A 26,774-nucleotide genomic window follows, 5' to 3' on the forward strand; every position below is an offset into this window, starting at 1 on the left:
GTCACTCGCCGGGCGCGGGCACCGGGGCCGGCGCGCGGGCGCCGACCGTGATCACGACGCCGGCCAGCGCGATCAGCGCCATGCCGGCGGCCGCGAGCGGCGAGAGCCGCTCGGACCACAGCAGCCAGCCCCAGATCGCCGAGAACGGCAGGATGACGTATTCGAACACCGACACCCGGGTGGCCGAGGCGACCTGATAGGCGCGGATCATCATTCCCACCCCGAAGAGCGAGCCCGCCGCCTGAACGAAGGTCCAGAACAGGAAGTCCTGCGACGGCGCCACGTATCCGCGCATGACGAAGCCATCCGCTCCCGGGGGCGCGGCCACCGGCACCAGCGCGAGCACGCCCAGCCCCGCCGCGCCGAGCAGCCCCAGCGCGATGAAGAAGCCGCCGAGCAGGGTTCCCGCGCTCTCGCGCGCGCACCAGGCGCGGGTCGCGATATTGCCCGTCGCATAAAGCAGGCCCGCCAGCACCGGCAGCGCGGCGGCGACGGTCCCGCCCGCCATCGCCTCGGGACCAAGCACCAGCACGACCCCGGCAAACCCGACCAGGACGGCTAGCACCCTGAGCGGCCCGATCCGTTCGCCATACACGAAGCGCGAAATGAGCAGCACGAAGATCGGCGCGGTGAAGAGGCCCGCCGCCACCTGCGCCACCGGCAGGAAGGCCAGCGCCCCGAAATAGATCAGCATGGCCATGCCGTGGATGGCCGACCGCGCCACCACCGCCCGCGTGCTGACCGGGCGCAGCCGCAGCCGCAAGGCCAGGCCGACGATCCCCAGGATCGCCAGAGCCATCACCGACCGGGTCAGGTGGAACTGCCAGAGCCCGGCCTCGTCCGCGATCACCCGGACATAATTGTCCGTAAAGCCGATCACCGCGGCATAGAGCATGATGAAACCGGCGGCAGCCAGCGTCCGTTCCTGCGGAATCATCCGCTCCTCCCCACGTTCGGCCCTTCCCTAAATGCCGATCCCACGCCAGACTGCGCGCCGGAAAACGACATATCCGGACCAACGAGGGGAGGCGTTGCAATGGGTTGGCTTGCCGACGAGCGCGGACTGGAAAAATGCGCGGCGAATTACGCGCCGCTCACGCCGCTGTCGCACCTGAAGCGCGCGGCGGATGTCCATGCCGACCGCACGGCGGTGGTCCAGGGTGCCACCCGTCGAAGCTATGCCGAGCTTCACGCACGGGTCAGCCGGCTTGCCTCGGCGCTGGCCGGACTTGGCATCCAGCCCGGCGACGTGGTGGCGACGATCCTTCCCAACATCGCCGCCCAGGTCGAGGCGCACTGGGGCGTGCCGGCCTCTGGCGCGATCCTGAACACCATAAACACGCGCCTCGATGTCGATACGGTGGCCTATATCCTCGACCATGGCGGGGCCAAGCTCGTGCTGTGCGACACCGCCTTCCTGAAGCTGGCGACCGAGGCCTGCGCGAAGCTCGAGGGCCGCGCGCCGATGCTGGTCGAGGTCTGCGACCGCGAGGCGGGCTTTTCCCCCTCTGGCGAGTTTCCGGAATACGAGGACCTGCTGGCCAAGGGCAGCCCCTGGGCCGACTGGGTGATGCCCGAGGACGAATGGGAGAGCCTCGCGCTCAATTACACCTCGGGGACGACGGGCCGCCCGAAGGGCGTGGTCTATCACCACCGCGGCGCCTATCTCGCGACCTACGGCAATGCCGTCGCCTGGCGGATGCAGCTTTTCCCGGTCTATCTGACCATCGTGCCGCTCTTCCACTGCAACGGCTGGTGCCACACCTGGATGGTGCCGATGCTGGGCGGCACCGTGGTCTGCTGCCGCGACATCACGGCAAAGGCGATCTATGCCGCCATCGCCGACGAGGGCGTCACCCATTTCGGCGGCGCGCCGATCGTGCTGAACGCGATCATCAACGCAGCCCCCGAGGAGCGCCGCCCCTTCGACCACGTGGTCGAGGTCTTCACCGCCGGCGCCCCGCCCCCGGCCGCGACGCTGGCGGCGATCGAGCCGCTCGGCTTCAACGTCACGCAGGTCTATGGCCTGACCGAGGTCTACGGGCCCGCCACCGAATGCCTGTGGAAGCCCGACTGGAACGAGACGCAGGGCGAGGAGCGCGCCGCGCTGAAGGCCCGCACCGGCGTCGCCATGGCCACCCTGGAGGGCGCCGAGGTCCACGACAGCCACGGCCAGCCGATCCCGCGCGACACCGTCCACCTGGGCGAGATCGCGATGCGCGGCAACATGGTGATGAAGGGCTACTACAAGAACCCCGAGGCCACTGCCGAGGCATTCAAGGGCGGCTGGTTCCGCTCGGGCGACATCGCCTTCCAGCACCCCGACGGCTACATCAAGATCACCGACCGCGCGAAGGACATCATCATCTCGGGCGGCGAGAACGTCTCGTCGGTCGAGGTCGAGGGGGCGATCGCGCATCACCCCGCGGTGAGCCTCGTCGCCGTGGTCGCCAAGCCCGACGAACGCTGGGGCGAGGTGCCCTGCGCCTTCGTCGAACTGAAGCGCGGCAAGCAGGCAACCGAGGAGGAGATCATCGCCTTCGCGCGCGAACGCCTCGCGGGGTTCAAGACGCCGAAGCAGGTGATCTTCTGCGACCTGCCCAAGACCTCCACGGGCAAGATCCAGAAGTTCGAGCTGCGCGCCGTGGCGAAGCTGGCGGTCACCGAGACGGAAGAGGCCGAGTGATTGTGGGTGCCGGTGAGGCAGGCTATCGTCGCCGCGTAACGAGACAGGGCCGAGGCCGATCCCGCGCATGACGGCGCTGAAGAAATACCAGAAACTCGAATGCACCGGCCTCTGGCGCTCCGCGCCCGGGGACCAGCGGCGCGAGGTCGTGGTAAACTTCGGCGAAGCCTCGCTGACCATGTCCGACCCGCGGACGGAGCTTGCGCTGTCGCATTGGTCGCTGCCCGCGGTGGAGCGGCTGAACCCCGGCGAGCGGCCCGCGCTCTATGCCCCCGGCGCGGATTCCGACGAGACGCTGGAACTTGACGACAGCGACATGATCGCGGCCCTCGACACGGTGCAGGCGGCGCTCGCCTCGGCGCTGCCGCATCCCGGGCGGCTGCGAAACTCGGTGCTGGGCGGGCTCAGCGCGGTCGTGCTGCTGCTGGGCGTGTTCTGGATGCCCGGCGCGCTGGTGAAGCATACCGCAGCGGTCGTGCCGCCGGCCACGCGGGCCGAGATCGGCGAGATGGCTCTGGCCGACATGGTCCGCCTGACCGGCAAGCCCTGCGGCGAGCCGCTGGGCCGGCGGGCGAGCGACCGGCTGTCGCGGCGGGTCTTCGGCACCAGGGAGGTGCAGCTCTTCGTGGTGCGCGATGGCGTGCGGCAGGCGATCCACCTGCCCGACGGGCAGATCGTGTTCAGCCGGACGACAGTGGAATCCGCCGATGGGCCGGAGGTGCTGGCGGGTTTCGCCCTGGCCGAGCAGATCCGGGCCGAGATCGAGGACCCGCTGATCCCGCTCCTGCGCCATGCCGGCATCGCGGCCACCTTCCGCCTGCTGACGACCGGAGAGCTTCCGGCCGATGCGGTCGAGGGCTATGCGCAGAAGGTGCTTCTGGCCCCGCCCGCGCCGGTGCCCGAGGAGGCGCTGATCGGGCGCTTCGAGGCTGCGCGCATCGCGGCCAAGCCCTATGCCTTCGCGATCGATCCGACGGGCGAAAGCGTGCTGCCCCTCGTCGAGGCCGACGAACTGCGCCGGGAGAGGCCGAACCCGGTGCTGACCGACGAGGACTGGGTCAGCCTGCAGGGCATCTGTTCCGACTGAAGGGGGCTGGACAGGTGCCACGCAGGCGCCCGTGGCGGACAAGGGAACGCCCCGCCGCCGGGCCGGCGGGGGGCGCCAAGGTTTGTTGCTGCCCGGGTCTCGATCGCCTCTTGAATTACCGGATGAACGCGTCGCGGAAGCCGGCCTGCCGCGACGCGCGAAGTGCGGCGCGCGTCGCGGCGGGATCGCCGAACGGGCCTGCCAGCACGATCTCCAGCGCGCCGCCCTCGGCCACCGAAACCGGCAGCCCCAGCGCCGCCAGACGGCTGCGGGCGCCGGCTGCATTGCTGGCCCGCAGGAAGGCCCCGACCTGAACGTAGCGCCGCCCCGTAGCGCCTGTTTCCGGCGCCGCCTGCGGCCCGCGCTCCAGCAACGCAAGGTCGCCCGGCGACAGCCCCGGCACACGGACGCCGACAAGACCCTGGCCCGGCCGGGTGCAGAGCAGGGTGGAGCCGCCGTCCGCCGTGGCGAAGCGGCGCGGCGCGGGGGCCGCGGCGGGGCAACTGACGGTGCCGGGCAGATCCCCGGCGGCACGAACCTCGTCGCGCCGCAGCGTCAGATGCTGCAGGACGCGGGCCTCTGTGGCATCCGCGGGTTGCACGACCACCGGCGCCCGGCGCTGGGGGCTGCCCTTGCCGCGCGCCGGGGCGGCTTCTCGGGCGGGCCGGACCTTGGCGATGGCCGAAGCGGCCACCTCGGCCACGGCCGATGGTCCTGCCGGGACAGCCGTGGCGGTTCCGGCAGGGCCAGCGTCCGTTGCTCCCGGCCCGGTCGGGATCACGACGGCTGCCGGTGGGGAGGATGCGGCAGCGGCCACGTTGGGCGCAGGTACGGCGGGCGGCACCTCCGCCGGCCCGGGCGCCGCTTCGACCGGAACGGACGGAGGATAGCCGCAGAGCGGCTTGCGGTCGCGGGTGACCCGCGGGACCCAGTTGACCTTTCCGCCGTAGCCCGCGCGCAGGAAGACGCAGCCCCGGCTGTCGACGTATTGCGGCCCGGCGAAGCCCGACGGCGGCGGTTCCGCCGGCCCTGCCGCACTGTCCTGCGCCGCCGCCATCCCGGCGCCGGCGACAGAGATCCACATTGCGGCGGAGACGGCCCTGAACAGCATGAAGACTCCCGTGAAGCCCTGCGATCTTGCCCTGCGTCGCGCCGCCTGTAAAGGTGCAGGCCCCTTTATTTGGTGCCGAACATCCTGTCGCCCGCATCACCTAGGCCGGGGACAATATATCCATGGTCGTTAAGGTGATCATCCACTGCCGCTGTGACGATCGGCACGTCGGGATGGGCTTCCTTCATGCGCGCAATGCCTTCGGGTGCGGCGAGCAGGCAGAGGAAGCGGATGTTCTTCGCCCCCTTCTCCTTCAGCAGGTCGATGGCCGCGACCGAGGAGTTGCCGGTGGCCAGCATGGGATCGACCGCGATCACCAGCCGGTCCTCGAGCATGTCGGGAACCTTGGCGTAATATTGCACGGGCTTCAGCGTCTCGGGGTCGCGATAGAGGCCGATGAAGCCGACGCGCGCCGCCGGGATCAGCTCAAGGATGCCGTCGAGCAGCCCGTTGCCCGCCCGCAGGATCGAGATCAGCGCAAGCTTCTTGCCGTCGAGGATAGGGGCCTCCATCTCGCACAGCGGCGTCTCGATGGTCGTCGTCGTCATGTCCAGCTCGCGCGTGACCTCGTAGGCCAGAAGCAGGCTGATCTCGCGCAGGAGGCGCCGGAAGCCGGCCGTCGAGGTCTCCTTCTTGCGCATGATGGTCAGCTTGTGCTGCACGAGCGGGTGGCTGACGACGGTCAGATGGTCAAGCATGGTCGGGCTCCAGAAGCGGGGCGATGCGGGCGCGGGTATCGGGGTCGCAGAAGGCGGCGTCAAGGCTGGTGCGGGCGATCTCGCGGAACACGCCCTCGTCCCAGTCGAAGGCCTCGGCGAGGCGGTCGTATTCGCGCGCCATCGTGGTGTGGAAGAAGGGCGGATCGTCGGTCGAGACCGTGACCTTCACGCCGCGGCGATGCAGTTCCCCGATCGGGTGCTTGCGCCAGCCCGGGTAGATCCCCAGCGCGATGTTCGATCCGGGGCAGACCTCGAGCACCACCCCGTTCTCGGCCAGTTCGTCCACCAGCGCCAGATCCTCGATGGCGCGGACGCCGTGACCGATGCGCTCCACCCGCAGGTCACGCAGCGCGTCGCGGATGCTGTCCGGGCCGAGCCATTCGCCGGCGTGGCAGGTTAGCCGCAGCCCCGCCTCGCGCGCCATGTCGAAGGACCAGGCAAAGTCGCCCGGCTTGCCCACCTTCTCGTCGCCGGCAAGGCCGAAACCCACGACGAAGCGCCCAGCCGTCTCGGCAGCGCAGAGCGCGACCTGCTTCGCCTTCTCGGGGCCGAAGTGGCGGATCGGCGTGACGATGCCGCGCAGCGTGACGCCCATGGTCCGCTCGGCCTGCGTCCCGGCCTCCTCGATGGCGTGAAGATACTCGCGCCATGCCGACAGGTCGCGCCCGCCGCAGAAGTCGGGCGACAGGAATGTCTCGCAATAGACCACGCCACTTTTCGCGCTTTCCTCCAGCACGGCGAGGGTCAGCCGGTGGTAATCCTCGGGCGAGGTCAGCACGGAGGTTGCCGCCTCGTAGACCTTCAGGAAGTGCCAGAAGTCGGTGTAGGCATAGCTTCCATCGGCCGCGAAGATGCCCGAGATGTCGATGCGCTTTTCCTGCGCAAGGCCGCGGATGAAGGCGGGGGGCGCGGCGCCTTCCAGATGCAGGTGAAGCTCGACCTTCGGCAGCGTCACAGGAAGCTCCGTCCCGGTCCGGGCACCGGCAGCCCGAGATGCAGGGCGACCGAGGCCGCCACATCGGCATAGGCGCGAAGGCCGAGTTCGCCCGCCCCCGCCCCTGCGACCAGCACCGGCACCCGCTCGCGCGTGTGTTCGGTGCCGCGGAAGGTGGGGTCGTTGCCATGATCGGCGGTGAAGATCGCGATGTCGCCCGGACGCAGCCGGCCGAGGAAGGCCCCTGCCCGGCGGTCGAACCACTCCAGCTGCCGCGCATAGCCCGCCACGTCGCGGCGATGGCCATAGAGCGTGTCGAATTCCACGAAGTTCGCGAAGGTCAGCGAGCCGTCCTCGGCCCCCGCGGCCAGCGCGTCGAGCCGGTCGAACAGCGCCGCGTCGTCAGGGCCCTTGTGCAGCTTGCCGATGCCGCGGCGCGAGAAGATGTCGCCGATCTTGCCGATGGCATGGGTGGCGCGGCCCGCGGCGGAGGCCACGTCCAGGATCGTCGGCGCGGGCGGGGCGATGGCATAGTCGCGCCGGTTCGGCGTGCGGGTGAAGTGACCCTCGGTTCCGACGAAGGGCCGCGCGATCACCCGGCCCACGCGCATCGCGTGGACGGTCGGCGCCAGCGCCTCGCACAGGGACAGCAGCCGGTCGAGGCCGAAGGCGTCCTCGTGCGCGGCGATCTGCAGCACGCTGTCGGCCGATGTGTAGCAGATCGGCCAGCCGGTCCGCAGATGCTCGGCCCCCAGATCCTCGATGATCGCCGTCCCCGAGGCATGACGGTCGCCGAGGATACCCTCGGTTCCGGCCAGCCGGCAGATCTCGACGGTCAGGCTTGCGGGGAAGGCCGGGCATGTGTTGGGGATATAGTGCCAGTCCCACGGCACCGGGACACCGGCCAGTTCCCAGTGGCCCGAGGGCGTGTCCTTTCCGCGCGACACCTCGGTCGCCGCACCCCAGCGGCCCCGGGGCTCGGCGCCAAGGCCCGGCGGCGCCAGCCCCGACGCAAGCGCCACGGCGCGGCCCAGCCCCAGCCCGTCCAGCACCGGCAGCGCGAGCGGGCCGCTCCGCCCCTCGTCGGCGCGACCTTCGGCGCAGGCGCACGCGATGTGGCCCAGCGTGTTCGACCCCTCGTCGCCGAAGTCGGCCGCATCCGGCGCGCCGCCGCAGCCGACCGAGTCCATCACGATCAGGAAGGCGCGCGGCATCAGGCGATCCTCGCATGGATCAGCGGCGGCTCCTCGGGTTCCTGATCGGCGATGACATAGGCCGCCTGCAGCGCGGCCACCGCGGCATCGGCCTCGGCCTCGGTCGCGGCATGGATCATGGCGAGCGGCAGGTCCTCGCTCACCTCCTCGCCGATACCGGCGATGTCGGCGAGGCCGACCGAGGGGTTCACCCGGTCCGTCTCGCGCAGGCGCCCCCCGCCGAGGCGCACCACCACCTGACCAAGCGCCGCCGTGTCGATCCGCAGCACGAAGCCGGCGCGTGGGCTCGGTACCTCGCGCATCACCGGAGCCGAAGGCAGCCGGTCGGGCCAGCGCTCGACGAAGTCGGCAGGCCCGCCCTGCGCGGCGACCATGCGGGCGAAGAACTCGGCCGCGTGTCCACTTTCCAGCGCCTGCTCGATGCGGTTCGCCCCGTCCTCGGCATCGGCGGCGATGCCGCCGAGCGCCAGCGCCTCGCCGCCCAGCGCCACCGTCACGTCCCATAGCGCGGCATTGATCGAGGTCCCGGTGAGGGTCTCCATCACCTCGATCACCTCGAGCGCGTTGCCCGCGGCGGTGGCGAGCGGCTGGCTCATGTCGGTGATCAGCGCCGCCGTCATGCAGCCCGCCCCCTGCGCGGTCGAGACCAGCGCGCGGGCAAGCGCCTCGGCCTCGTCCATCGTCGTCATGAAGGCACCCGACCCAACCTTCACGTCCAGAACCAGACCCTCGAGCCCCGCCGCGAGCTTCTTCGACAGGATCGAGGCGGTGATCAGGTCGATCGATTCCACGGTGCCGGTCACGTCGCGGATCAGGTAGAGCCGCCGGTCGGCCGGGGCCATGCTGTCGTCGGCGGCGACGATTGCGCAGCGGACATCCTCGATCTGCGACCGCAGGCGATCCTCGCCGAGGTTGACCCTGAAGCCGGGGATGGCCTCCAGCTTGTCGAGCGTGCCGCCGGTATGGCCAAGGCCGCGGCCCGAGATCATCGGGACATAGGCCCCGCAGGCGGCCAATGCAGGCGCCAGCAGCAGCGAGGTGCAGTCGCCGATCCCGCCTGTCGAATGCTTGTCAAGGACGGGTCCGGGCAGGTCCCACGCCAGCACCTTGCCGGAATCGCGCATGGCGCGGGTCAGCGCGACGCGGCCCTCCTCGCCCAGACCGCGCAGGCAGACGGCCATGGCGAAGGCACCGGCCTGCGCATCGGTAACATGGCCGCTGGCGAGTCCTTCGGCGAACCACTGCAAGTCCGTCGCGGTCGGGGCCTCGCCGCGGCGGAGCTTCGAATTGATCGAACGGGCGTCCACGTCAGGCCCTGTCCATGTGGGCGGCGGTGAAGACACCCGGCAGAAGTGCCGCGACCGTCGTGCGGACCTCCTGCCCGGCCGTGGTGCAGAGCGTGACGGCCGCCTCGGGCGGCGCGAATTCGGCGATCTTCTGGCGGCAGCCGCCGCAGGGGGGCACCGGCTCGGCGCTGTCGGCGATCACGAGAATCTCGGCGATGCGCGTCCCGCCGGCGGCCACCATCGCGGCGATGGCGCCGGCCTCGGCGCAGGTGCCCTCGGGGTAGGCGGCATTCTCGACATTGCAGCCGACATGGACGGCCCCCGTCACGGTTCGAACCGCCGCGCCCACCTTGAAGCGGGAATAGGGTGCATAGGCATTCTCGCGCACCGCCGTGGCGGCTTCGAGCAGGGACATGGCGTCCTCCTTCTTGTCGCGCCGACTTTGGGACGGAGGCGTGCCGGATGCAAGCGGCCGCTCGGTGACGGCTTCGGCGCGGGCGGGCACCTTCTAGGTTGCGCAGCCGTTCAGATGAATTAGTGCTGGACCATCTGCGGGAGGACAGAATGGACGAAGTCAGGCAGGACAACGCGCGTCACGCGGCGCTGGACTATCACGAGTTTCCCAAACCGGGAAAGCTGGAGATCCGGGCGACGAAGCCGCTGGCCAACGGGCGCGACCTTGCGCGCGCCTATTCGCCCGGCGTGGCCGAGGCCTGCCTCGAGATCAAGGCCGATCCCGCGACCGCCAGCCGCTATACTGCGCGCGGCAACATGGTGGGCGTGGTGACGAACGGCACGGCCGTGCTTGGCCTCGGCAACATCGGCGCACTGGCGGCCAAGCCCGTGATGGAAGGCAAGGCGGTCCTGTTCAAGAAATTCGCCGGCATCGACTGCTTCGACATCGAGCTGAACGAGCCCGACCCGGTGAAGCTGGCCGAGATCGTCTGCGCGCTGGAGCCCACCTTCGGTGCGATCAACCTTGAAGACATCAAGGCGCCCGACTGCTTCATCGTCGAGAAGCTCTGCCGCGAGCGCATGAACATCCCCGTCTTTCACGACGACCAGCATGGCACCGCCATCGTGGTGGGGGCTGCCGCCACCAACGCCCTGCACGTGGCCGGCAAGCGGTTCGAGGAGATCAAGGTGGTCTCGACGGGCGGCGGCGCGGCCGGGATCGCCTGCCTCAACATGCTGCTGAAGCTGGGCGTCCGGCGCGAGAACGTCTGGCTTTGCGACATCGCGGGGCTGGTCTGGAACGGCCGCGAGGTCGAGATGACGCCGCAGAAGGCGGAATACGCGCAGGACAGCGACCTGCGCACGCTGGACGAGGTGATCGAGGGCGCGGACCTCTTCCTCGGCCTGTCCGGCCCCGGTGTCCTGACCCCGGCGATGGTCGCGAAGATGGCCGAGCGGCCGATCATCTTCGCGCTGGCCAACCCGACGCCCGAGATCCTGCCCGACGAGGTGCGCAGCGTGCGCCCGAACGCGATCATCGCAACCGGCCGCTCGGACTATCCCAACCAGGTCAACAACGTCCTCTGCTTCCCCTTCATCTTCCGCGGCGCGCTGGACGTGGGCGCCACCACGATCAACGACGCGATGCAGCTGGCCTGCATCGACGGCATCGCGAGCCTTGCCCGCGCGACCACCAGCGCCGAGGCCGCCGCCGCCTACAAGGGCGAGCGGATGTCCTTCGGCCCGGACTACCTGATCCCGAAGCCCTTCGACCCCCGGCTGATCGGCGTCGTGGCGCTCGCCGTGGCCCGCGCCGCGATGGAGACGGGGGTGGCCACGCGCCCCCTGCCCGACCTCGCCGCCTATCGCCAGAAGCTCGAAGGCTCGGTCTTCCGCTCGGCGCTGATCATGCGGCCGGTGTTCGAGGCGTCGTCAGTCGAATCACGCCGCATCGTCTTTGCCGAGGGCGAGGACGAGCGCGTGCTGCGCGCCGCCAATGCGGTGCTCGAGGAAACGGTGCACAAGCCGATCCTGATCGGCCGCCCCGAAGTGGTCGAATCGCGCTGCGAGCGCGCCGGCCTGCCGATCCGGCCCGGCCGCGACTTCCACCTCGTGAACCCCGAGAACGACCCGCGTTATCGCGACTACTGGGAAAGCTACCACCACCTGATGGCGCGGCGCGGCGTGACGCCCGACACGGCCCGTGCGGTGATGCGCACCAACACCACAGCGATCGGCGCGATCATGGTGCAGCGCGGCGAGGCCGACAGTCTGATCTGCGGCACCTACGGCCAGTATCTGTGGCACCTGAACTATGTCACGCAGATCCTCGCCCATGGCGGCCTCAGCCCGATCGGGGCGCTGTCGCTGATGATCATGGAGGATGCGCCGCTGTTCATCGCCGACACCCATGTCCACCCCGAGCCGACGCCCGAACAGATCGCCGACACCGTGCTGGGCGCGGCGCGGCACGTCCGCCGCTTCGGGCTGACGCCCAAGGTCGCGCTCTGTTCCTCGTCGCAGTTCGGCAACCTCGACTGCTCCACGGGGCGCCGGATGCGGGCGGCGCTGGAGATTCTCGACGCCCGCCGCCCCGACTTCGCCTATGAGGGCGAGATGCATATCGACGCCGCGCTGGACCAGTCGATCCGCGATCGCATCTTCCCCGGCGGCCGCTACGAGGGCGCCGCGAACGTGCTGGTCTTCGGCAATTCCGACGCCGCCTCGGGCGTGCGCAACATTCTCAAGGTGAAAGCAAACGGTCTGGAGGTCGGGCCGATTCTCATGGGGATGGGCAACCTCGCGCATATCGTTACCGCCTCGATCACCGCGCGCGGCCTGCTGAACATGTCGGCGCTCGCCGGAACGCCGGTGGCACAATACGGCTAGCGATCTTCTCGGATGAAGAAGTCCGGAACAGCCCCGCATCCGGGCTGATAGCGCAAAACGTGACCAAGGGCCGCATCGCATCGGATGCCGCCCTGTTGAAACAATCTTGCGTCTGCCCGCACTCCGTCTTAACAGAACATGCGCACCGAGGGAGGGTATACGATGGCATACGCAAGCCTTTACAAGTGGTCCCTTGAGGATCCCAACGGCTTCTGGATGAAGGCCGCGGAGCAGATCGACTGGGTCAGCCCGCCCTCGAAGGCGCTGTTCGAGGAGAACGCGCCGTTCTACGAGTGGTTCGCGGACGCCAAGGTCAACGCCTGCTGGAACGCGGTGGACCGCCATGTCGAGGCCGGTCGCGGCAAGCAGATCGCGATCATGCACGAAAGCCCGATCACGCATTCGTCGAAGGGCATCACCTATGCCGAGCTGCAGGCCCGCGTGGCCTCGCTGGCCGGTGCGCTGCGCGCCAAGGGCGTGGAAAAGGGCGACCGGGTCATCATCTACATGCCGATGATCCCCGAGGCGCTCGAGGCGATGCTGGCCTGTGCCCGCCTCGGCGCGATCCATTCGGTGGTATTCGGCGGCTTTGCCGCGCATGAACTGGCCGTCCGCATCGACGACTGCAAGCCGAAGGCCATCATCGCCGCCTCCTGCGGTCTCGAGCCGAGCCGCGTGGTGCATTACAAGCCGCTGCTCGACCAGGCGATCGAGGAAGCCGAACACAAGCCCTCGTTCTGCGTGATCTTCCAGCGCGAACAGGAAGTGGCGAAGCTGATCGAAGGCCGCGACGTGGCCTGGCACACCTTCCAGTATGGCGTCGAGCCCGCTGAATGCGTGCCGGTCGAGGGCAACCACCCTGCCTATATCCTCTACACCTCGGGCACGACCGGCCAGCCGAAGGGCGTGGTGCGGGCGACCGGCGGCCATCTCGTCGCGCTGAACTGGACGATGAAGGCGATCTACGACATCGACGCGGGCGACGTCTTCTGGGCGGCCTCGGACGTGGGCTGGGTCGTGGGCCACAGCTACATCTGCTACGGTCCGCTGATCGCGGGCGCGACCACCATCGTCTACGAGGGCAAGCCGGTCGGCACCCCGGACGCAGGCGCCTTCTGGCGCGTGATGCAGAACCACAAGGTCAAGACCTTCTTTACCGCCCCCACCGCGCTGCGCGCCATCAAGCGCGAGGATCCGCAGGGCGAGCTGATCAAGGACTACAACCTGCGCAACCTGAAGGCGCTGTTCCTTGCCGGCGAGCGGGCGGACCCCGACACCATCGTCTGGGCGCAGAAGAACGTGGGCGTGCCGGTGATCGACCACTGGTGGCAGACCGAAAGCGGCTGGGCGATCGCGGCGAACCCCATGGGGATCCAGCCGCTGCCGGTCAAGGTCGGCAGCCCCTCGGTGCCGATGCCGGGCTATGATGTGCGCGTGCTGGACGAGGGCGGCCACCAGCTTCCGGCCGGACAGCTGGGCGCCATCGCGATCAAGCTGCCGCTGCCCCCCGGCACGCTGCCGGGCCTGTGGAACGCGCAGGACCGCTTCGTGAAAAGCTACCTGACCCACTTCCCGGGCTATTACGAGACCGGCGACGCGGGCTACATGGACGAGGACGGCTACGTCTACATCATGGCCCGCACCGACGACGTGATCAACGTTGCCGGCCACCGCCTCTCGACCGGCGCGATGGAAGAGGTGCTCGCCAGCCACAAGGACGTGGCGGAATGCGCGGTCATCGGCGTCTCGGACGAACTGAAGGGCCAGTCGCCGCTCGGGCTGCTGTGCCTGAACAAGGGCTCGAACCGCGAGCCGGCCGATGTGGTGAAGGAATGCGTCTCGCTGGTGCGCCAGCAGATCGGCCCCGTCGCCGACTTCAAGCGCGCCTGCGTGGTCGATCGGCTGCCGAAGACCCGCTCGGGCAAGATCCTGCGCGGCACCATGGTCAAGATCGCCGACGGGCAAGAGTTCAAGATGCCCGCCACCATCGACGATCCCGCCATCCTCGACGAGATCCGCACGGCGCTGCAGGGCATCGGCTATCCCCGCGCCTGAGCCGCCCCGGACGCGCCACGGGTCATGCCGCGGCGCGTCCACTCAACCGAAGGATGAACGGCGGGCTGGACTTTGCCGGCCCACCCGCTAACCTGCAGCGGCCATGCTGCCCGCGACAGGTCAACACCCATGACGGCCTCATTGCCCCCACCTCCCTTCGGCCCGGCCGGGGTGGCCGTCTGCGGCGATCGCGCGACGAGGCTCGGCCTGTGCGGCGATCTGGCCGGCGCGCTCAACGAGGCGATGGAGCGCCTGGCCCGGCTCGAGGCCGATCTTGGCAAGGACATTGCCCCGTTCGCGATGCCCTTGCGCCAGTCGCTGACCGATCTCTGCGCCCTTGTCGACCAGGCGGTCAGCCTGCTCACCGAGGAAGCCATGACCGAACCCGCTTCTCCCCCCGCCTGCATCGACGAGGACCGGTTCAGCCGCCTGCTGGAGATTGCCGGCCCCGATACCGCCGATGAACTGGTCGACCGGCTGCATCTCGATCTGAAGCACACGCGCGAGCGGCTGGACGAGGCGATGGCGGCCGCCGACTGGGCCGAGGTCCGGGCGCAGACGCATGTGCTGGTGAGCCTCGCCGGAACGGTCGGCGCGTCCGAGCTTCAGCGGATGGCCGAGGCGCTGAATGGCGCGGCGCATCTGCGCGACCACGACAGCGCGCAGGCGATCCGTTCCGAGCTTCTGGGCCGCCTTGACGGACTTCTCGCCTTCGTGGCGCGGCAGCGGGGCAGCGCATGAGTTCGCAGCTCCGCGAGACCGGACCCGACACGGCCCCGCGCGCCGCGGCGCCGGCCGAGTCGGCGCGGCCGCGGCCCATCCTTCTCATCGAGGACACGCCCTCGCTGCAGATGGTCTATCGCTCGGTCCTCGCCTCGGCGGGACATCGTGTCGCCGTTGCGGGCACCGCGGCCGAGGGGTTGACGCGGTTCCGCGAGGTCCTGCCCAGCGTCGTCCTGCTCGACCTGATGCTGCCGGACCGGAACGGGCTCGACCTGATGCAGGACATGCTTCGGCTGCGGCCCGAGACCAATGTCATCGTCATCACCGCCAACGGATCGATCAACAAGGCGGTCGAGGCGATGCGGGCGGGCGCGCACGAGTTCCTCGTGAAGCCCTTCGACGAGCAGCGTTTCCTGGGCGCCGTCGAGAACGCCACGCTCGCCCGCCCGACCCCGCGCGCCCGCCGCCCCGAGCCCGAGCCCGAAGGCCCCGCCTCGCTGACCGGCGCGTTCCTTGGCTCGTCCGAGACCATGGCGCGCATCCACGCCAAGATCCGCTCGGCGGCGCGTTCCATGGCGACGGTCTTCATCACCGGGGAAAGCGGCACGGGCAAGGAGCTTTGCGCGCTGGCTGTCCATTCCAATTCCAGCCGTGCGACGGGACCCTTCATCGCGCTCAACTGCGGCGCCATTCCGCAGGACCTGCTGGAATCCGAGGTGTTCGGCCATGTGAAGGGCAGCTTCACCGGCGCCATCGCCGACAAGCCCGGCGCGGCGGCAGCGGCGGATGGCGGCACGCTGTTCCTCGACGAGATCTGCGAGATGGCGCCGGCGCTGCAGACCAAGCTCCTGCGGTTCCTGCAGACCTCGATGGTGCAGCCGGTGGGCGCCACCCGCCCCCGCAAGGTCAATGTCCGGATCGTCTGCGCCACGAACCGCGACCCGCTGGACGCCGTGCGACGCGGACATTTCCGCGAGGATCTCTATTACCGGCTCTATGTCGTGCCCATCCACATGCCGCCGCTGCGCGAGCGCGGCGATGACGTGATCGAGATCGCCGAGACGGCACTGGCCCGCTTCGCCGCCGAGGAAGGCCGCGAGTTCATCGGCCTCGACCCGCAGGTGCAGGCGCTGTTCCGGCACCATCCCTGGCCGGGCAACGTGCGGCAGGTGCTGAACGTCATCCGCAACATCGTGGTTCTGAACGACGGCGGGCTCGTCACCATGCGGATGCTGCCCGACGACTTCGCAGCCCATCCCCCGGTCGAGGATGCGGACCTGCCCCGCCCGCCGCCCACGGCGGAAATGCCGGTCCTCGACAACCTGATCGGCCGCACGCTGGCCGAGATCGAGCAGATCGTGATCGAGGCGACGATCGCGCGCCACGGCGGCTCGGTGCCCAAGGCGGCGCGGGTGCTCGACGTGTCGCCTTCGACGCTCTACCGCAAGCGCGAGACCTGGAAGAGCTGATCGCGCCGGTGCGGCGCATCGAAGTCCGGGTCCGGCGTCAGCGGCAGGATGCGGTGCGGGTTGATCGTGTCGTGGCTGAAGTAGTAGTGCCGCAGGATGTGGTCGAAGCTCACCGTCTCCGCCACGCCCGGCCACTGGTAAAGCTCGCGCAGCCAGCCCCAGAGGTGCGGATACTGCACGATCTGGCGCCGATTGCACTTGAAATGGGTGTGATACACCTTGTCGAAGCGGATGAGCGTGGTGAAGAGCCGCCAGTCGGCCTCGGTCACTGTCTCACCCGCCAGATAGCGGCTGGTGCCCAGCAGATCCTCCAGCCAGTCCAGCGTCGCGAAGACAGCGGGAGCGGCTTCGTCATAGGCCTGCTGCGAGGTGGCGAAGCCGGCGCGGTAGACGCCGTTGTTCACCGTCTCGTAGATGCGCGCGTTGAGGGCATCGATCCGTTCGCGCAGGGCGACGGGATGGAAGTCCTGCCGGTTGCCGGTCAGGCCGTCGAAGGCCGAATTGAACATGCGGATGATGTCGGCGGACTCGTTGCTGACGATGGTCTGGCGCGTCCGGTCCCAGAGGACCGGCACCGTCACGCGGGCCGAGATGCCGGGATCGGCCCTGAGGTAGAGGTCGCGCAGGAACGGCAGCCCATGAAGCCGGTCGCCCGTCGCGCCCGGAAAGTCGCGCGAAAAGGTCCAGCCGTCCGCCAGCATGTCGGGATGGACGACCGAGACCCCGATGAGGGACCCCAGCCCCTTCAGCGACCGGAAGATCAGGGTGCGATGCGCCCAGGGACAGGCCAGCGAAACATAGAGGTGATACCGCCCGGCCTCGGCCGGAAAACCGCCCTCGCCGGTCGGCCCCGGGCGGCCGTCCGGCGTGATCCAGTTGCGAAACCCCGCGCGGCTGCGGACGAAGCGGCCGCCGCTCGACGCGGTGTCGTACCAGGTCGGGTGCCAGACACCCTCGATCAGTTCACCCATGCCGTCCCTCCTGCACCCGAGCTAGCGCGTGATGCGGCGGCGCACAGGTCAGAAGAAGATGTCGGCGAGGTCGTCCTCGGCCGGAGCAGGCTCGGGTTGCGCCGTCACGGGCTCCGTTCCGACTGCCCCGGACCCTGCGGCGGCAAGGATGCGGTCATGGATATGACGCTCGTCCGGAACCGTGTAGATCGCCCGGGCAGCGGAAAGGATCGCCTCGGCGGGAGTGCCGGGTTCGATCGGGCCGGGCGGCGGAAGCGCGTCACGCCGCCGCGCCGTCTGCTCGATGAAGACATGCACGCTGCCGAGGTTGCGGCGATACCCCGACATCAGGCCCGCCGCCGTGTCGAGGCTGGCGGTCAGGATGCGCCCGACCTTCCCGAACGCGTGTCCCGTCTCGCCGTGGACGCGGTCGGCCTCTTCCAGGATCTCGCGGATCGCGCGGGCATCGGAGGCGACCCGCCGCATCTCGAGTTCCAGGCTCGCGACGGCCTCGGTGCCGATGACCGAGGCACAGTCCTGAGTCTTCTCCAGCCGCCCGTGCAGCCGCGTGAAGACCGCCGCCGAAACCTGGGTGAGATCGCGCAACTGGCGCGAGATCTCCTGCAGGGCCCGCCCCTCCTGCCCCAGCTTGGCGCAGACGATGACCGCGTTCAGGCCGAAGAGCCGGACCAGGTCCTCGATCCGCCGCATCCGTTCCTCGTGATGGCGGATGGTGTCGAGATGCCCGGCCACCCGGGCCGCATAGGCGGCAAGGTTGCGCAGGTGCTCGCCGCATCGCGACAGCCCGGCGACAACGGTCTCGGCCTGATCGGCCATCGTGTGGATGGCGCTGCCGCCGCGCCGCGGCCCTTCGAGATAGAGGCTTCGGGCCGAACCGATCGCCGCCGCCGCCCGCCCCTGCAGGTCGAGGAAGCTGCGCGTCGCCGCGTCGAGGTCCGTGGTGAGGTGGCGCAGCGTGCCTTCGCTCTGTCCGATGCCAAGGTCGAGCAGCAGGCCCTGAAGCGCGGGATCGTCCCCGGCCGTCGCGAGGGCGTCCGAGGTCAGGTGTCGCACATGTTCGAACCGCTGCCGCGCGCTGTCGCCCGCCTGCAGCGCGAGGATCAGTTGCGAGACCGCCCCGAAGATCTCGTCCATCCGCCGTGCCAGCGCCTCGTTGCCCTGGGCCAGCCGGTGACGGTCCGACTGCACCCCGGACGCGGTGGCCCCGATGGCGGCAAGGCTCGGCAGAACCACCTCCCGCAGTGTCTGCGACAGATGCGCGGCCTCGGCATCCATCGCGTCGGTTTCCGCGGCGATCTCGACCATCGCCTCGTCCACTTCCGCGACGAGGTCCGCCGCCTCGGCGGCCATCCGGGTCAGGCCGCCCGTGAAGGCCTCCACCCGCTGGCGGCTGCTGGTGAGCATGTTGCCGATGATCCGCGCCTGCAGCTTGACGATGGAGATCGCGCGGATGGTGGCCATGAGATCGGTCACTTCCGAACGCATGGCGCCCACGGCAGCGCGCAGTGCCCGCGCCGCCCCCTCGAACCGAGCGAATTCGTCCGCCAGTGCGGTGGCCTGGCTGCCGGTCTCGGTCGTCAGTTCCAGGAAGCGCCCGGTCCGGGCGGGCCCGAGCGCCGCCTCGAGCCGCGCGAAGTCCGCTCGCAGGCCATGCAGGTGGCCCACGGCCTGCGACAGCGTCTCGCCTGCGCGCAGGAAGGTCTGCTCGGTGCTGAGGAGCACGAAATCGAGGGGATGGGCCGGCTGCGCGGTCCTTGCGCTGTCCAGCAGATGGGGATCCAGCTTCATCGCGCCACCCTTTCGGCTTGCCGGCGGCCAAACTCCACGATGCGGGTCGCGAGCCGGTCGAGCGGTTCGACCTTCTGCACCCCGCCGTGGGCCACGGCTTCCCGGGGCATGCCGTAGACCACGCAGGACTCCTCGTTCTGGGCAATGGTCTCGGCATCTGCGGCGCGCATCTCCGCCATGCAGCGTGCTCCGTCGTCCCCCATGCCCGTCATGATGATGCCGAGTGCGTTGCTGCCCGCCTCCTGCGCGGCGGAGCGGAACAGGACGTCGACCGACGGGCGGTGCCGGCAGACGTAGGCGCCGTCCACCACCGAGACGCGGTAGCCCTGGTTTCGCCGGCGCAACAGCAGGTGACGGTCGCCCTGCGCGATGATCGCGCGACCCGGCAGCACCTGCATCTCGTCCTCGGCCTCGAGCACCTCGATGGCGCAGAGCGAATCCAGGCGTCGCGCGAAGGCGGCCGTGAAACCCCGCGGCATGTGCTGGACGATCACGATCGGCGGCGCGGAGGCCGGCAGCGCCGTCAGGACATCGCGCAGCGCCTCGGTTCCTCCGGTCGATGCGCCGATGCACACCACCGGCATCGTCTCGGGAACCGGCCGGGGCGGGCGCGCGGGAAGGATCTCGTCGGCCGTGAGTTTCGGACCCGGGGCAAGAGGGCGCGCCTCGGGCTGCGCGCGCCGTCGGGTGGTTTCGGTCGCCGCGCGGATGGCGTCGCAGATCCGGATCGAGGCTTCCTGACGCTCGATCTCGTTGCGCGCGGCAGGTTTCGCGATGACCTCCTTCGCCCCCAGTTCGAGCGCGGCAACCATCGTATCCGTGCCGGCGCCGACATGGCTCGAGCAGACGATGACCGGGATCGGGTGCTGCTGCATGATCTTGCGCAGGAAGGTCAGGCCATCCATGCCCGGAAGTTCGAGGTCGAGAAGGATCGCATCCGGAAGCTCCGTTCGCATGGCGCGTGCCGCGGCATAGGCATCCGGAACCGCCGCCATGACCTGCAGCGCCGGATCGCTTTCCACGATCACCTTGAACATCGCACGGGCGCCCGCGGAATCATCCACGATCAGGACGCGTGTCGGGGTTGAAGTAACTGCCGCGCGAAGTGCCATGATCAGGTCTTTCGAAAGATGGAAGGCGAATGCTGTTTCATCTGCGGATGGCTGACCACCATCGACTCCGAATGGCCCACGATCAGGTAGCCGCCTGGCCGAAGGTGCCCCACCAGACGGGACACGACCGAGGCCTGATCCTCGGCGCCGAAGTAGATCAGCACGTTGCGCAGGAAGATGACGTCCACGTCGCGGTCGACCGGATAGGTGCGGTCCATCAGGTTCAGATGCATGAACTGCACGCGATCCCGCAGTTCGGGGACCATCCGGGCGGTTCCGGCATGCGCTGGCGCTCGGCCCTGCATGGTGTAGCGGGCACGCAACTCGGCCGGGATCGGGGCGAGTTGCTCCTTGGTGTAGATCGCCCGCTGGGCCCGTTCCAGCATGCGCTGTGAAATGTCCGTGCCGAGGATCGCGTAGGAAAAGTTCTTGCCCGCCCGCAGGCACTCGGCCAGCACGATCGCGATCGTGTAGGCCTCCGCCCCTTCCGAGCTTGCCGCGCTCCAGATCTTCAGGCGCGGAGGGATCGGTGCACTTCGCCGGATCGCTTCGGGGACGATCTCGCGCACCAGCACGTCGAAATGCGTCGCCTCGCGGTAGAAGTCGGTCTTGTTGGTCGTGAGAAGGTCTATGACGAGCGGAAGCTCCTCCTCGAGCAGTCCATTGTCGAAGAGCTGGGCCAGATAGCCGTCGAAACCCTTTGCGCCGACGGCGAGGATCCTCGGCCGAAGTCGCGACTCGATCATCTGTCGGCGGTGAACCGGCAGCTGGATGCCCGTCCGGGTCCGGATCAGGTCGGAGAACATCTGGTCGTGCGCGTGACGCAGCGGCTGGTTCATTGCAGCACGCCCTGCCTCGCCTCGGACGGGGCGATCGAGGCCAGTCGGGAGGGGTCCATGAGACGGTCGATGTCCAGCAGGGTGACAAACGCGCCGTTGCGCTTGCCGATGCCGAGGACGGCGGTGTCCGTCCAGTTCAGCATGTCGCTGCCGCTCATCCGCTGCATGCGCCCCTCGTCGAGCGAGGTCACCTCGATCACGCGTTCCGTCTTGATCCCGATGACCAGCCGCGCCTCGCCGTTCTGCACCCAGGTCACGAGGATCCGGCTCTGCGCGGTGTCAGCGGCCATGCCGAGCCCGAGGAGGCTTCTGAGGTCAACCACCGGAACGCCCGCGCCCCTCACCTCGCACAGTCCGAGCAGGTGTGGCGGCGCATTCGGCAGCGGAGCGATCGGACGGAGGTCCAGGATCTCCTGAACCCGCTCCACCGGCAGGGCATAGAGGGTGTCTCCCGCGGCGAAGGTGACGACGGGCGGAGCCTCCGGGCTTCCGGCGGAGTCAGGCTGCGTCATGGCGTAGGAAGCCGGTATCGAGGTCATCACTATTCTCCGGATCGAGATCGAAGGCGAAGCCGCCCGCCGCACGAGGGCTGGCCGGACGCGCGGCGGCTCGCGCAGGGGGAGCCGGACGCCGTGTCCCCTCAGCCGGGGGTCCGGAAGGGGCCACAATGGCGCCGCCGGCGACCCGGAAGAAGGAGTTCGTGCTTTCCAGTTGCTCGGCCTGAGAGGAAAGCTGCGTGGCGCTGGTCGCGAGCTGTTCGGAGGCCGAGCTGTTCTGCTGGGTCACCTTGTCGAGCTGCTGGATGGCCAGCGCCACCTGCTGGGCCCCGGCTGACAGTTCGCGCGACGTGACCGAGATCTCGCTCACAAGGCTTGACGTGTGCTCGATGTCCGGGACCAGCCGCGCGAGCATCTCGCCGGCCTGAGAGGCAACACGGACCGTCTCGGACGACAGGGCCGAGATCTCCGTCGCGGCCGTCTGGCTGCGCTCGGCCAGTTTCCGCACTTCGGAGGCGACCACCGCGAACCCTCGGCCGTGCTCGCCGGCGCGGGCGGCTTCGACCGCGGCGTTCAGCGCAAGAAGGTCGGTCTGCCGCGCGATCTCCTGCACGATCATGATCTTCTCTGCGATCTGCTGCATGGCGGCGACGGCGTTGCCGACCGCCTGACCGCTCGCCCGGGCATCCGAAGCGGACTTCAGCGCCATCTGCTCGGTCCGGGTGGCGTTGTCGGCGCTCTGGCGGATGTTGGCCGCCATCTCCTCGACCGAGGACGAGGCCTGCTCGGTGGCGGAGGCCTGCTCGCTCGCGCCATTGCTCAGCTCCTCGGAGGTCGAGGCAATCTGGGCACTGCCGCTGGCCACCTCACGCACGGCAGCCGTCACCTGCCCCACCACGTCGCGCAGCTTCACCACCATCTCATTGGCCGAAAGCAGCAGGTCGGCGATCTCGTCGTTGCCCCGAGCCTCTGCGGTCGCGCTGAGATCGCCGGTGGCGACGCGGCGCGTCAGCTCCACCGCACGGCCGAGACCGCGGGAGATCGACAGGATGATCCAGATTGCCGCAGCCGACCCGATCAGGGCAGCGCTTCCGATGATCAGGACCAGATTGCGGGTCGCACCCGCGAAGGCGCCCTCGGCGGCTTCGGCTGCAGCCTGCATGCGCGTCACCGCCTGCTCGCGGAGCTTGGCCACGATCTCGAGACGCGTCGCCTGCATCCGCGCGATCTCGGGATCTGCGAGCAGGCCCCGTGCCTCGTCGAACTTCCCCGCTTCCGCAGCCTTCAGCACGGCGTTGTTGTTGGGCTTCATCTTGCCCCAGTAGTCTTCGTAGGTGGCAAGCATGGCGCGGTCCTCCTCGCTCGTGGCGAGCGCAGCCAGCGCGTCGAACCCCTCGCGCTGCTCGGCGCGGGCCATTGCGATTTCGGCCTCCGCACGCTCGCGGACGCCCGGGTCGTCGTTCAGCAGGTATTCCCGCACAGCAGCCCTCAGCCGGATCTGGCCCGTGTTCAGGCGGTCCGCCTGCACGACCCGTTCCACCTCGGCGTTCATCAGCGTCTTGAGGTCGCCCTCAAGCTTTCGCAGGTCCCAGGCAGCCAGGGCCACCGCGCCTCCGGCGAAGGCGAACACGACGAAAAAGGCTGCCGCAAGCTTCAGCTTTATGGTGATGCGCATTCCTGCTCCTTCTCACTGAGTGACGGCGGGACCGGGCATCGAGGCCTGGGCCGCGAAGATGCCCGGAAGGTTCGGCAGCAGGTGAAGGCCCTTCTTCGTGCGGAACACGCCATGCACGAAGGACTGCGGCCAGTTGCTGCCCTTCGGGGGAAGCGGCTCCATCGTCGTCCGGTCGAGTTCGGTAACCTCGAGCACCGCGTCCGCGGCTACCGCGACGACGATCGGCTCACCCGCAAGATCGACCTCGAGGACCAGCATCTTGCTGGCTTCGGTCTGGGGCTCTTCCGCGATGCCGAAGGCGAAGCGCAGTTCGGCCAAAGGCACGACCGCGCCGCGGACGTTGATCACGCCCCAGACGGAGCGGTCGGCGGTCGGAACACGGGTGACCGGCAGCGGGTCGAGGATCTCGCGCAGGGCCGAGGCCGGAATGGCGAGCAACTGCCGCCCCAGCCGCATGGTGACCACCGTCATGAGGGCAGCCGTCTTCAGGTCGACCACGTTCGTCATGCCGCGGCTCCTCTGGTGCGGTCGTCGACGCCCTGGCCGACGCCGGTGAGATGGGGGACATCGAGGATGAGGGCCACCGTGCCATCGCCGAGGATCGTTGCCCCGGAGAAGGCGCGGATGCCGGAGTGCAGCCGGGACATCTGCTTGATGACGATCTGGTTGGTGCCGATGATCCGGTCGACCACGGCGCCCGCGCGGGTGTCGCCGGCGCGCACGATCACCACCGTCTGATACTCGCCGGGCGCGCCCGGACTCGCGAACATGCGGCGCAGGCGGACCAGCGGAACGAGCCGGTCACGCACGTCGAGGAAGTCCGCGCCATCGTCGGCCTCCGCCATCTCCGGCGGCAGTTCCACGATTTCCTGCACGGCCGCCAGCGGGATCGAGAACCGCTCCCCCGCAACCTCGACCATCAGGCCCTCGATGATCGCGAGGGTCAGCGGCAGGCGCAGGGTAAAGGTGGTGCCGCGCCCCTCGACGGACTGCACCTCGATGGAGCCGCGCAGGCCCTCGATGGTCTTCTTCACCACGTCCATGCCGACGCCCCGGCCCGACAGTTCGGTGATCGTCTCGGCCGTCGAGAACCCGGGCTCGAGGATCAGCGCGTTCATCGCGGCCTCGGACAGCACGGCGTCGGGACTGATCAGGCCGTTCGCCACCGCCTTGGCCCGGATCCGCTCGCGGTTGAGGCCGCGTCCGTCATCGCTGATGCGGATCACCACCTCGGCGCCGGAATACTCTGCCTCGAGCGTCACCCGGCCCTCGACGGGCTTGCCGGCGGCGATCCGTTCCGCGGGCGTCTCGAGCCCGTGATCGACGGAGTTCCGCAGCATGTGGACGACCGGATCGGCGAGCTGTTCGATCACCGTCTTGTCGAGTTCGGTTTCCTCGCCGCGGACCACGAAGGACACGGGCTTTCCGACGGTCTCGGACAGCCCGTGGATCAGGCGGCGGAACCGGCCGATCATCGAGCGCACCGGCACCATGCGGATCCGCATGGTCGTGTCGCGCAGTCCGGCGGCCAGCCGGCTGATCTCCTCGGCCGCGGCCATCAGCGCCGGGTCGCGGCTCTGCTGGGCCAGCTGGAGAAGCCGGGCATCGGCAATCACCAGTTCACCGACACGGTCCATCAGGTGGTCGAGACGCTCGGCCGCGACGCGCATGGTCGCCCCAGCCTTGTCGGCCGCGGGAAGCGGATCCTCGGCCGGCTTCCGGGCCGCGGCGGCGGGCGCAGCAGCCGGGGCGGCAACCGCCGGCGCGGCCGGACCGGATGCCGTTGGCGCGGCCGGGGCAGCGGCAATGGTTTCGAGCCGGATCTCGGCGTCGTTGAACAGGAAGACATTGTCGACGGCATCGCGGCCCACGCCGGCGGGAAGTGTCATCGACCATCCGATCATGCAGGTTTCCGGATCGAGCGCGTCGAGGGTCGGAACCTGGGAAAGGTCGGCGCGGATGTCGGTTGCCCCCAGTTCGCCAAGCTCGGCGAGCAGCAGGTCGGGGCGCGCGCCCAGTGCGAGCGCGCTGCCGGTCAGCCGGAAATGCAGCCGCTGGGCCCCCTCGGCCGGGGGCGCTGATACGGCGGCGGCCCCGCCGGGCGCCTCCGCCGTCGCGCTGCCGGCGACACCCACCGAGGCGGCCAGGGCTGCGAGGATCGCCGGACGACGCCCGTCGGGATCGGGTTCGTCGCTCAGGAAGCCGATGATCTCGTCGCGCGCGGACAGCGCGAGGCGGATGATCTCGGGCGTGACGCTGGCCTGACCCGACCGGAGCAGGTCGAAGGCCGATTCGAACGCATGGACGAAGGCCGCCATGTCGGCAAAACCGAACATCGCCCCCGAACCCTTGATCGTGTGAAGATCGCGGAACACCGCGTTGATCAGGTCACGATCTTCCGGCGAGTCGCTGAGATCCAGGAGCCCGCGTTCAAGGCTCTCTATCAGATCCGTCGCTTCCTGCCGGAAGACGGCCATCATGTCGTCGTCCATCATCCGAGCACCTTCTTGATGACGGCGAGAAGTTGCGTCTGGGTGAACGGCTTGACCATCCACCCGAGCGCCCCAGCCTCGCGTGCCTGCTGCTTGAGATTGTCGGCGGAATCCGTGGACAAAAAGATAATGGGTTTGCCCTTGCTGACGGGATGCTGCCGGTACTCGCGGATGAACCCCAGCCCGTCGAGGTTCGGCATGTTCTGGTCGGTGATGATGGCATCGACGGGATGATTCAGGGCCTTGTCGAGGCCCTCGCGTCCGTCGGTGGCCTCGATGACCTCGTAGCCCGCCTCGCGCAGGGTCATGGCGACCATGCAGCGGATCGAGGGCGAATCGTCGACGGCGAGAATGGTCTTGGTCATGCGGCCGCTCCTGCCGTCGGCTTGCCGCCAAGATCGGCCGGCCCCATGCCGAGCGCGCGCAGGCGGGCGGCCAGCGGCATGGCCGCATCCAGCGGCATCGTCAGGGTGCGGCCCAGCAGGCTGGCCGTGTGCATCGCCGAGACGAACACCTGCACCACTGCGACATCGGCATCCGACACGTCGGCGACGTCCAGCGTCACATCTCCGTCGGTCAGCGCCTCTTCCAACCGCAGCATCAGGCCGGATGCATCCTGCAGGCGGAGCTCGCCGGAGATCCTCAATGGGTTCATGCAGACAATTCCTTCCACTCGTCCGTCTTCGCAGGGCACGGGGGCCCGCGGCTCATCGGCTGGACGCTAGCGAAAGGAACGGCGGCAGACGCCCCGGGTTTATGGCCAAAGGCACATGTCTTGAGGCAGGCGCGCGGCGCCTTTGGTCACCCGGCCATACGGAAGGAGGGGAGAGGGATGGGGTCACAAGCCGCGGCACTGGCTCCGCCGGGCTGCGGGCGCTGCCCGGCGCACCGAGGCGGGGCCGCGCGGCAGGCCATCGGGGCGGCGCCCTGAACCGGGCGCCGGGCCGTCAGTCAGGCGTCAGCGCTTCGCGGCGGCTTCGAGGGCGGCGATGCGGGCCGAAAGCGCCTCGTTCTCCTCGCGGGCCTTCTGGGCCATGGCGCGGACCGCATCGAACTCTTCGCGGGTGACGAAATCGCGGTCCGCCATCCAGCGGTCGATGAAGCCCTTCATCGCCGTCTCGGCCTCGGTCTTGGCGCCCTGGGCCACGCCCATGGCGTTGGTCATCAGCTGCGACATGTCGTCGAAGAATTTGTTGCGGGTCTGCATTCGGTTCCCTCCAGCGATCGGCCCTATATGGTCTTGGCGCCCCTGGCGCGCAAGGTTGACTTCGC

At 69.2% G+C, this 26,774-nt stretch carries 24 protein-coding genes; 6 read left to right on the top strand and 18 right to left on the bottom strand.

Annotated elements, in window-relative coordinates:
• Nucleotide 1: 1 nt before the first annotated feature.
• Complete coding sequence (locus tag CK951_RS13340) at nt 2-937, bottom strand: DMT family transporter (protein ID WP_096786614.1); 936 nt, start codon at nt 935-937, stop codon at nt 2-4.
• Nucleotides 938-1,036: 99 nt separating this feature from the next.
• Here CK951_RS13340 and CK951_RS13345 point away from each other — a divergent pair, with 99 nt between their 5' ends.
• Nucleotides 1,037-2,686: an acyl--CoA ligase family protein gene (locus CK951_RS13345; RefSeq protein ID WP_096786615.1), complete on the top strand. Its 1,650-nt coding sequence runs from the start codon at nt 1,037-1,039 to the stop codon at nt 2,684-2,686.
• A 67-nt stretch (nt 2,687-2,753) separates the two neighbouring features.
• Complete coding sequence (locus CK951_RS13350; RefSeq protein ID WP_096786616.1) at nt 2,754-3,773, top strand: hypothetical protein; 1,020 nt, start codon at nt 2,754-2,756, stop codon at nt 3,771-3,773.
• A 115-nt stretch (nt 3,774-3,888) separates the two neighbouring features.
• Here the strand turns inward: CK951_RS13350 and CK951_RS13355 are convergent, their stop codons facing one another.
• The 6 genes from CK951_RS13355 to CK951_RS13380 form a co-directional block, all read right to left on the bottom strand.
• Entirely contained in the window at nt 3,889-4,884 is a 996-nt protein-coding gene (locus CK951_RS13355; protein WP_096786617.1) for an SPOR domain-containing protein, read from the bottom strand.
• 65 nt (nt 4,885-4,949) lie between these two features.
• A complete protein-coding gene (gene upp / locus CK951_RS13360) occupies nt 4,950-5,582 on the bottom strand; it encodes a uracil phosphoribosyltransferase (RefSeq protein WP_096786618.1) in 633 nt (210 codons plus the stop codon).
• Nucleotides 5,575-6,558, bottom strand: coding sequence for an adenosine deaminase (locus tag CK951_RS13365; RefSeq protein WP_096786619.1), 984 nt, complete (start codon nt 6,556-6,558; stop codon nt 5,575-5,577). The genes upp and CK951_RS13365 overlap by 8 nt, the downstream gene beginning before the upstream one ends.
• Nucleotides 6,555-7,751, bottom strand: coding sequence for a phosphopentomutase (locus tag CK951_RS13370; protein ID WP_096786620.1), 1,197 nt, complete (start codon nt 7,749-7,751; stop codon nt 6,555-6,557). Before CK951_RS13370 ends, CK951_RS13365 begins: the two co-directional genes overlap by 4 nt.
• Nucleotides 7,751-9,058 (bottom strand): thymidine phosphorylase, encoded by a 1,308-nt coding sequence (locus CK951_RS13375; protein WP_096786621.1) that lies wholly within the window; start codon nt 9,056-9,058, stop codon nt 7,751-7,753. Before CK951_RS13375 ends, CK951_RS13370 begins: the two co-directional genes overlap by 1 nt.
• Nucleotide 9,059: 1 nt before the next feature.
• Nucleotides 9,060-9,452 (bottom strand): cytidine deaminase, encoded by a 393-nt coding sequence (locus CK951_RS13380; protein ID WP_096786622.1) that lies wholly within the window; start codon nt 9,450-9,452, stop codon nt 9,060-9,062.
• Nucleotides 9,453-9,601: 149 nt separating this feature from the next.
• Here CK951_RS13380 and CK951_RS13385 point away from each other — a divergent pair, with 149 nt between their 5' ends.
• The 4 genes from CK951_RS13385 (at nt 9,602) to CK951_RS13400 (ending at nt 16,128) form a co-directional block, all read left to right on the top strand.
• Nucleotides 9,602-11,881 (top strand): NADP-dependent malic enzyme, encoded by a 2,280-nt coding sequence (locus tag CK951_RS13385; RefSeq protein WP_096786623.1) that lies wholly within the window; start codon nt 9,602-9,604, stop codon nt 11,879-11,881.
• Nucleotides 11,882-12,043: 162 nt separating this feature from the next.
• On the top strand, nt 12,044-13,936 hold the full coding sequence (locus CK951_RS13390) for a propionyl-CoA synthetase (RefSeq protein WP_096786624.1): 1,893 nt from the start codon (nt 12,044-12,046) through the stop codon (nt 13,934-13,936).
• A 129-nt stretch (nt 13,937-14,065) separates the two neighbouring features.
• On the top strand, nt 14,066-14,677 hold the full coding sequence (locus CK951_RS13395; RefSeq protein WP_232520628.1) for a hypothetical protein: 612 nt from the start codon (nt 14,066-14,068) through the stop codon (nt 14,675-14,677).
• Nucleotides 14,674-16,128, top strand: a complete 1,455-nt coding sequence (locus tag CK951_RS13400; RefSeq protein WP_096786625.1) for a sigma-54 dependent transcriptional regulator — start codon at nt 14,674-14,676, stop codon at nt 16,126-16,128. The genes CK951_RS13395 and CK951_RS13400 overlap by 4 nt, the downstream gene beginning before the upstream one ends.
• Here CK951_RS13400 and CK951_RS13405 read toward each other — a convergent pair.
• From CK951_RS13405 to CK951_RS13455, 11 genes are all read right to left on the bottom strand, one after another.
• The gene (locus CK951_RS13405) at nt 16,098-17,099 is read right to left on the bottom strand and encodes a glutathione S-transferase family protein (protein ID WP_096786626.1); all 1,002 of its coding nucleotides are present in this window, start codon (nt 17,097-17,099) and stop codon (nt 16,098-16,100) included. The genes CK951_RS13400 and CK951_RS13405 overlap by 31 nt on opposite strands.
• A 48-nt stretch (nt 17,100-17,147) precedes the next feature.
• On the bottom strand, nt 17,148-18,887 hold the full coding sequence (locus CK951_RS13410; protein ID WP_232520629.1) for a transducer, TlpC: 1,740 nt from the start codon (nt 18,885-18,887) through the stop codon (nt 17,148-17,150).
• Nucleotides 18,884-19,999, bottom strand: a complete 1,116-nt coding sequence (locus tag CK951_RS13415) for a chemotaxis response regulator protein-glutamate methylesterase (RefSeq protein ID WP_096786627.1) — start codon at nt 19,997-19,999, stop codon at nt 18,884-18,886. The genes CK951_RS13410 and CK951_RS13415 overlap by 4 nt, the downstream gene beginning before the upstream one ends.
• A gap of 2 nt (nt 20,000-20,001) precedes the next feature.
• Nucleotides 20,002-20,838 (bottom strand): protein-glutamate O-methyltransferase, encoded by an 837-nt coding sequence (locus CK951_RS13420; RefSeq protein WP_096786628.1) that lies wholly within the window; start codon nt 20,836-20,838, stop codon nt 20,002-20,004.
• On the bottom strand, nt 20,835-21,377 hold the full coding sequence (locus tag CK951_RS13425; protein ID WP_096786629.1) for a chemotaxis protein CheW: 543 nt from the start codon (nt 21,375-21,377) through the stop codon (nt 20,835-20,837). Before CK951_RS13425 ends, CK951_RS13420 begins: the two co-directional genes overlap by 4 nt.
• The gene (locus CK951_RS13430; protein WP_232520630.1) at nt 21,337-23,010 is read right to left on the bottom strand and encodes a methyl-accepting chemotaxis protein; all 1,674 of its coding nucleotides are present in this window, start codon (nt 23,008-23,010) and stop codon (nt 21,337-21,339) included. Before CK951_RS13430 ends, CK951_RS13425 begins: the two co-directional genes overlap by 41 nt.
• Nucleotides 23,011-23,022: 12 nt before the next feature.
• Entirely contained in the window at nt 23,023-23,517 is a 495-nt protein-coding gene (locus tag CK951_RS13435; RefSeq protein ID WP_096786630.1) for a chemotaxis protein CheW, read from the bottom strand.
• Nucleotides 23,514-25,505 (bottom strand): chemotaxis protein CheA, encoded by a 1,992-nt coding sequence (locus CK951_RS13440; RefSeq protein ID WP_198402353.1) that lies wholly within the window; start codon nt 25,503-25,505, stop codon nt 23,514-23,516. Before CK951_RS13440 ends, CK951_RS13435 begins: the two co-directional genes overlap by 4 nt.
• Nucleotides 25,502-25,867: a response regulator gene (locus CK951_RS13445; protein ID WP_096786631.1), complete on the bottom strand. Its 366-nt coding sequence runs from the start codon at nt 25,865-25,867 to the stop codon at nt 25,502-25,504. Before CK951_RS13445 ends, CK951_RS13440 begins: the two co-directional genes overlap by 4 nt.
• The gene (locus CK951_RS13450; RefSeq protein ID WP_096786632.1) at nt 25,864-26,157 is read right to left on the bottom strand and encodes an STAS domain-containing protein; all 294 of its coding nucleotides are present in this window, start codon (nt 26,155-26,157) and stop codon (nt 25,864-25,866) included. Before CK951_RS13450 ends, CK951_RS13445 begins: the two co-directional genes overlap by 4 nt.
• Nucleotides 26,158-26,460: 303 nt before the next feature.
• Nucleotides 26,461-26,709: an accessory factor UbiK family protein gene (locus tag CK951_RS13455; protein WP_096786633.1), complete on the bottom strand. Its 249-nt coding sequence runs from the start codon at nt 26,707-26,709 to the stop codon at nt 26,461-26,463.
• Nucleotides 26,710-26,774 lie beyond the last annotated feature (65 nt).

The sequence above is a fragment of the Rhodobacter sp. CZR27 genome, from assembly GCF_002407205.1.
Lineage (GTDB): Bacteria > Pseudomonadota > Alphaproteobacteria > Rhodobacterales > Rhodobacteraceae > Cereibacter_A.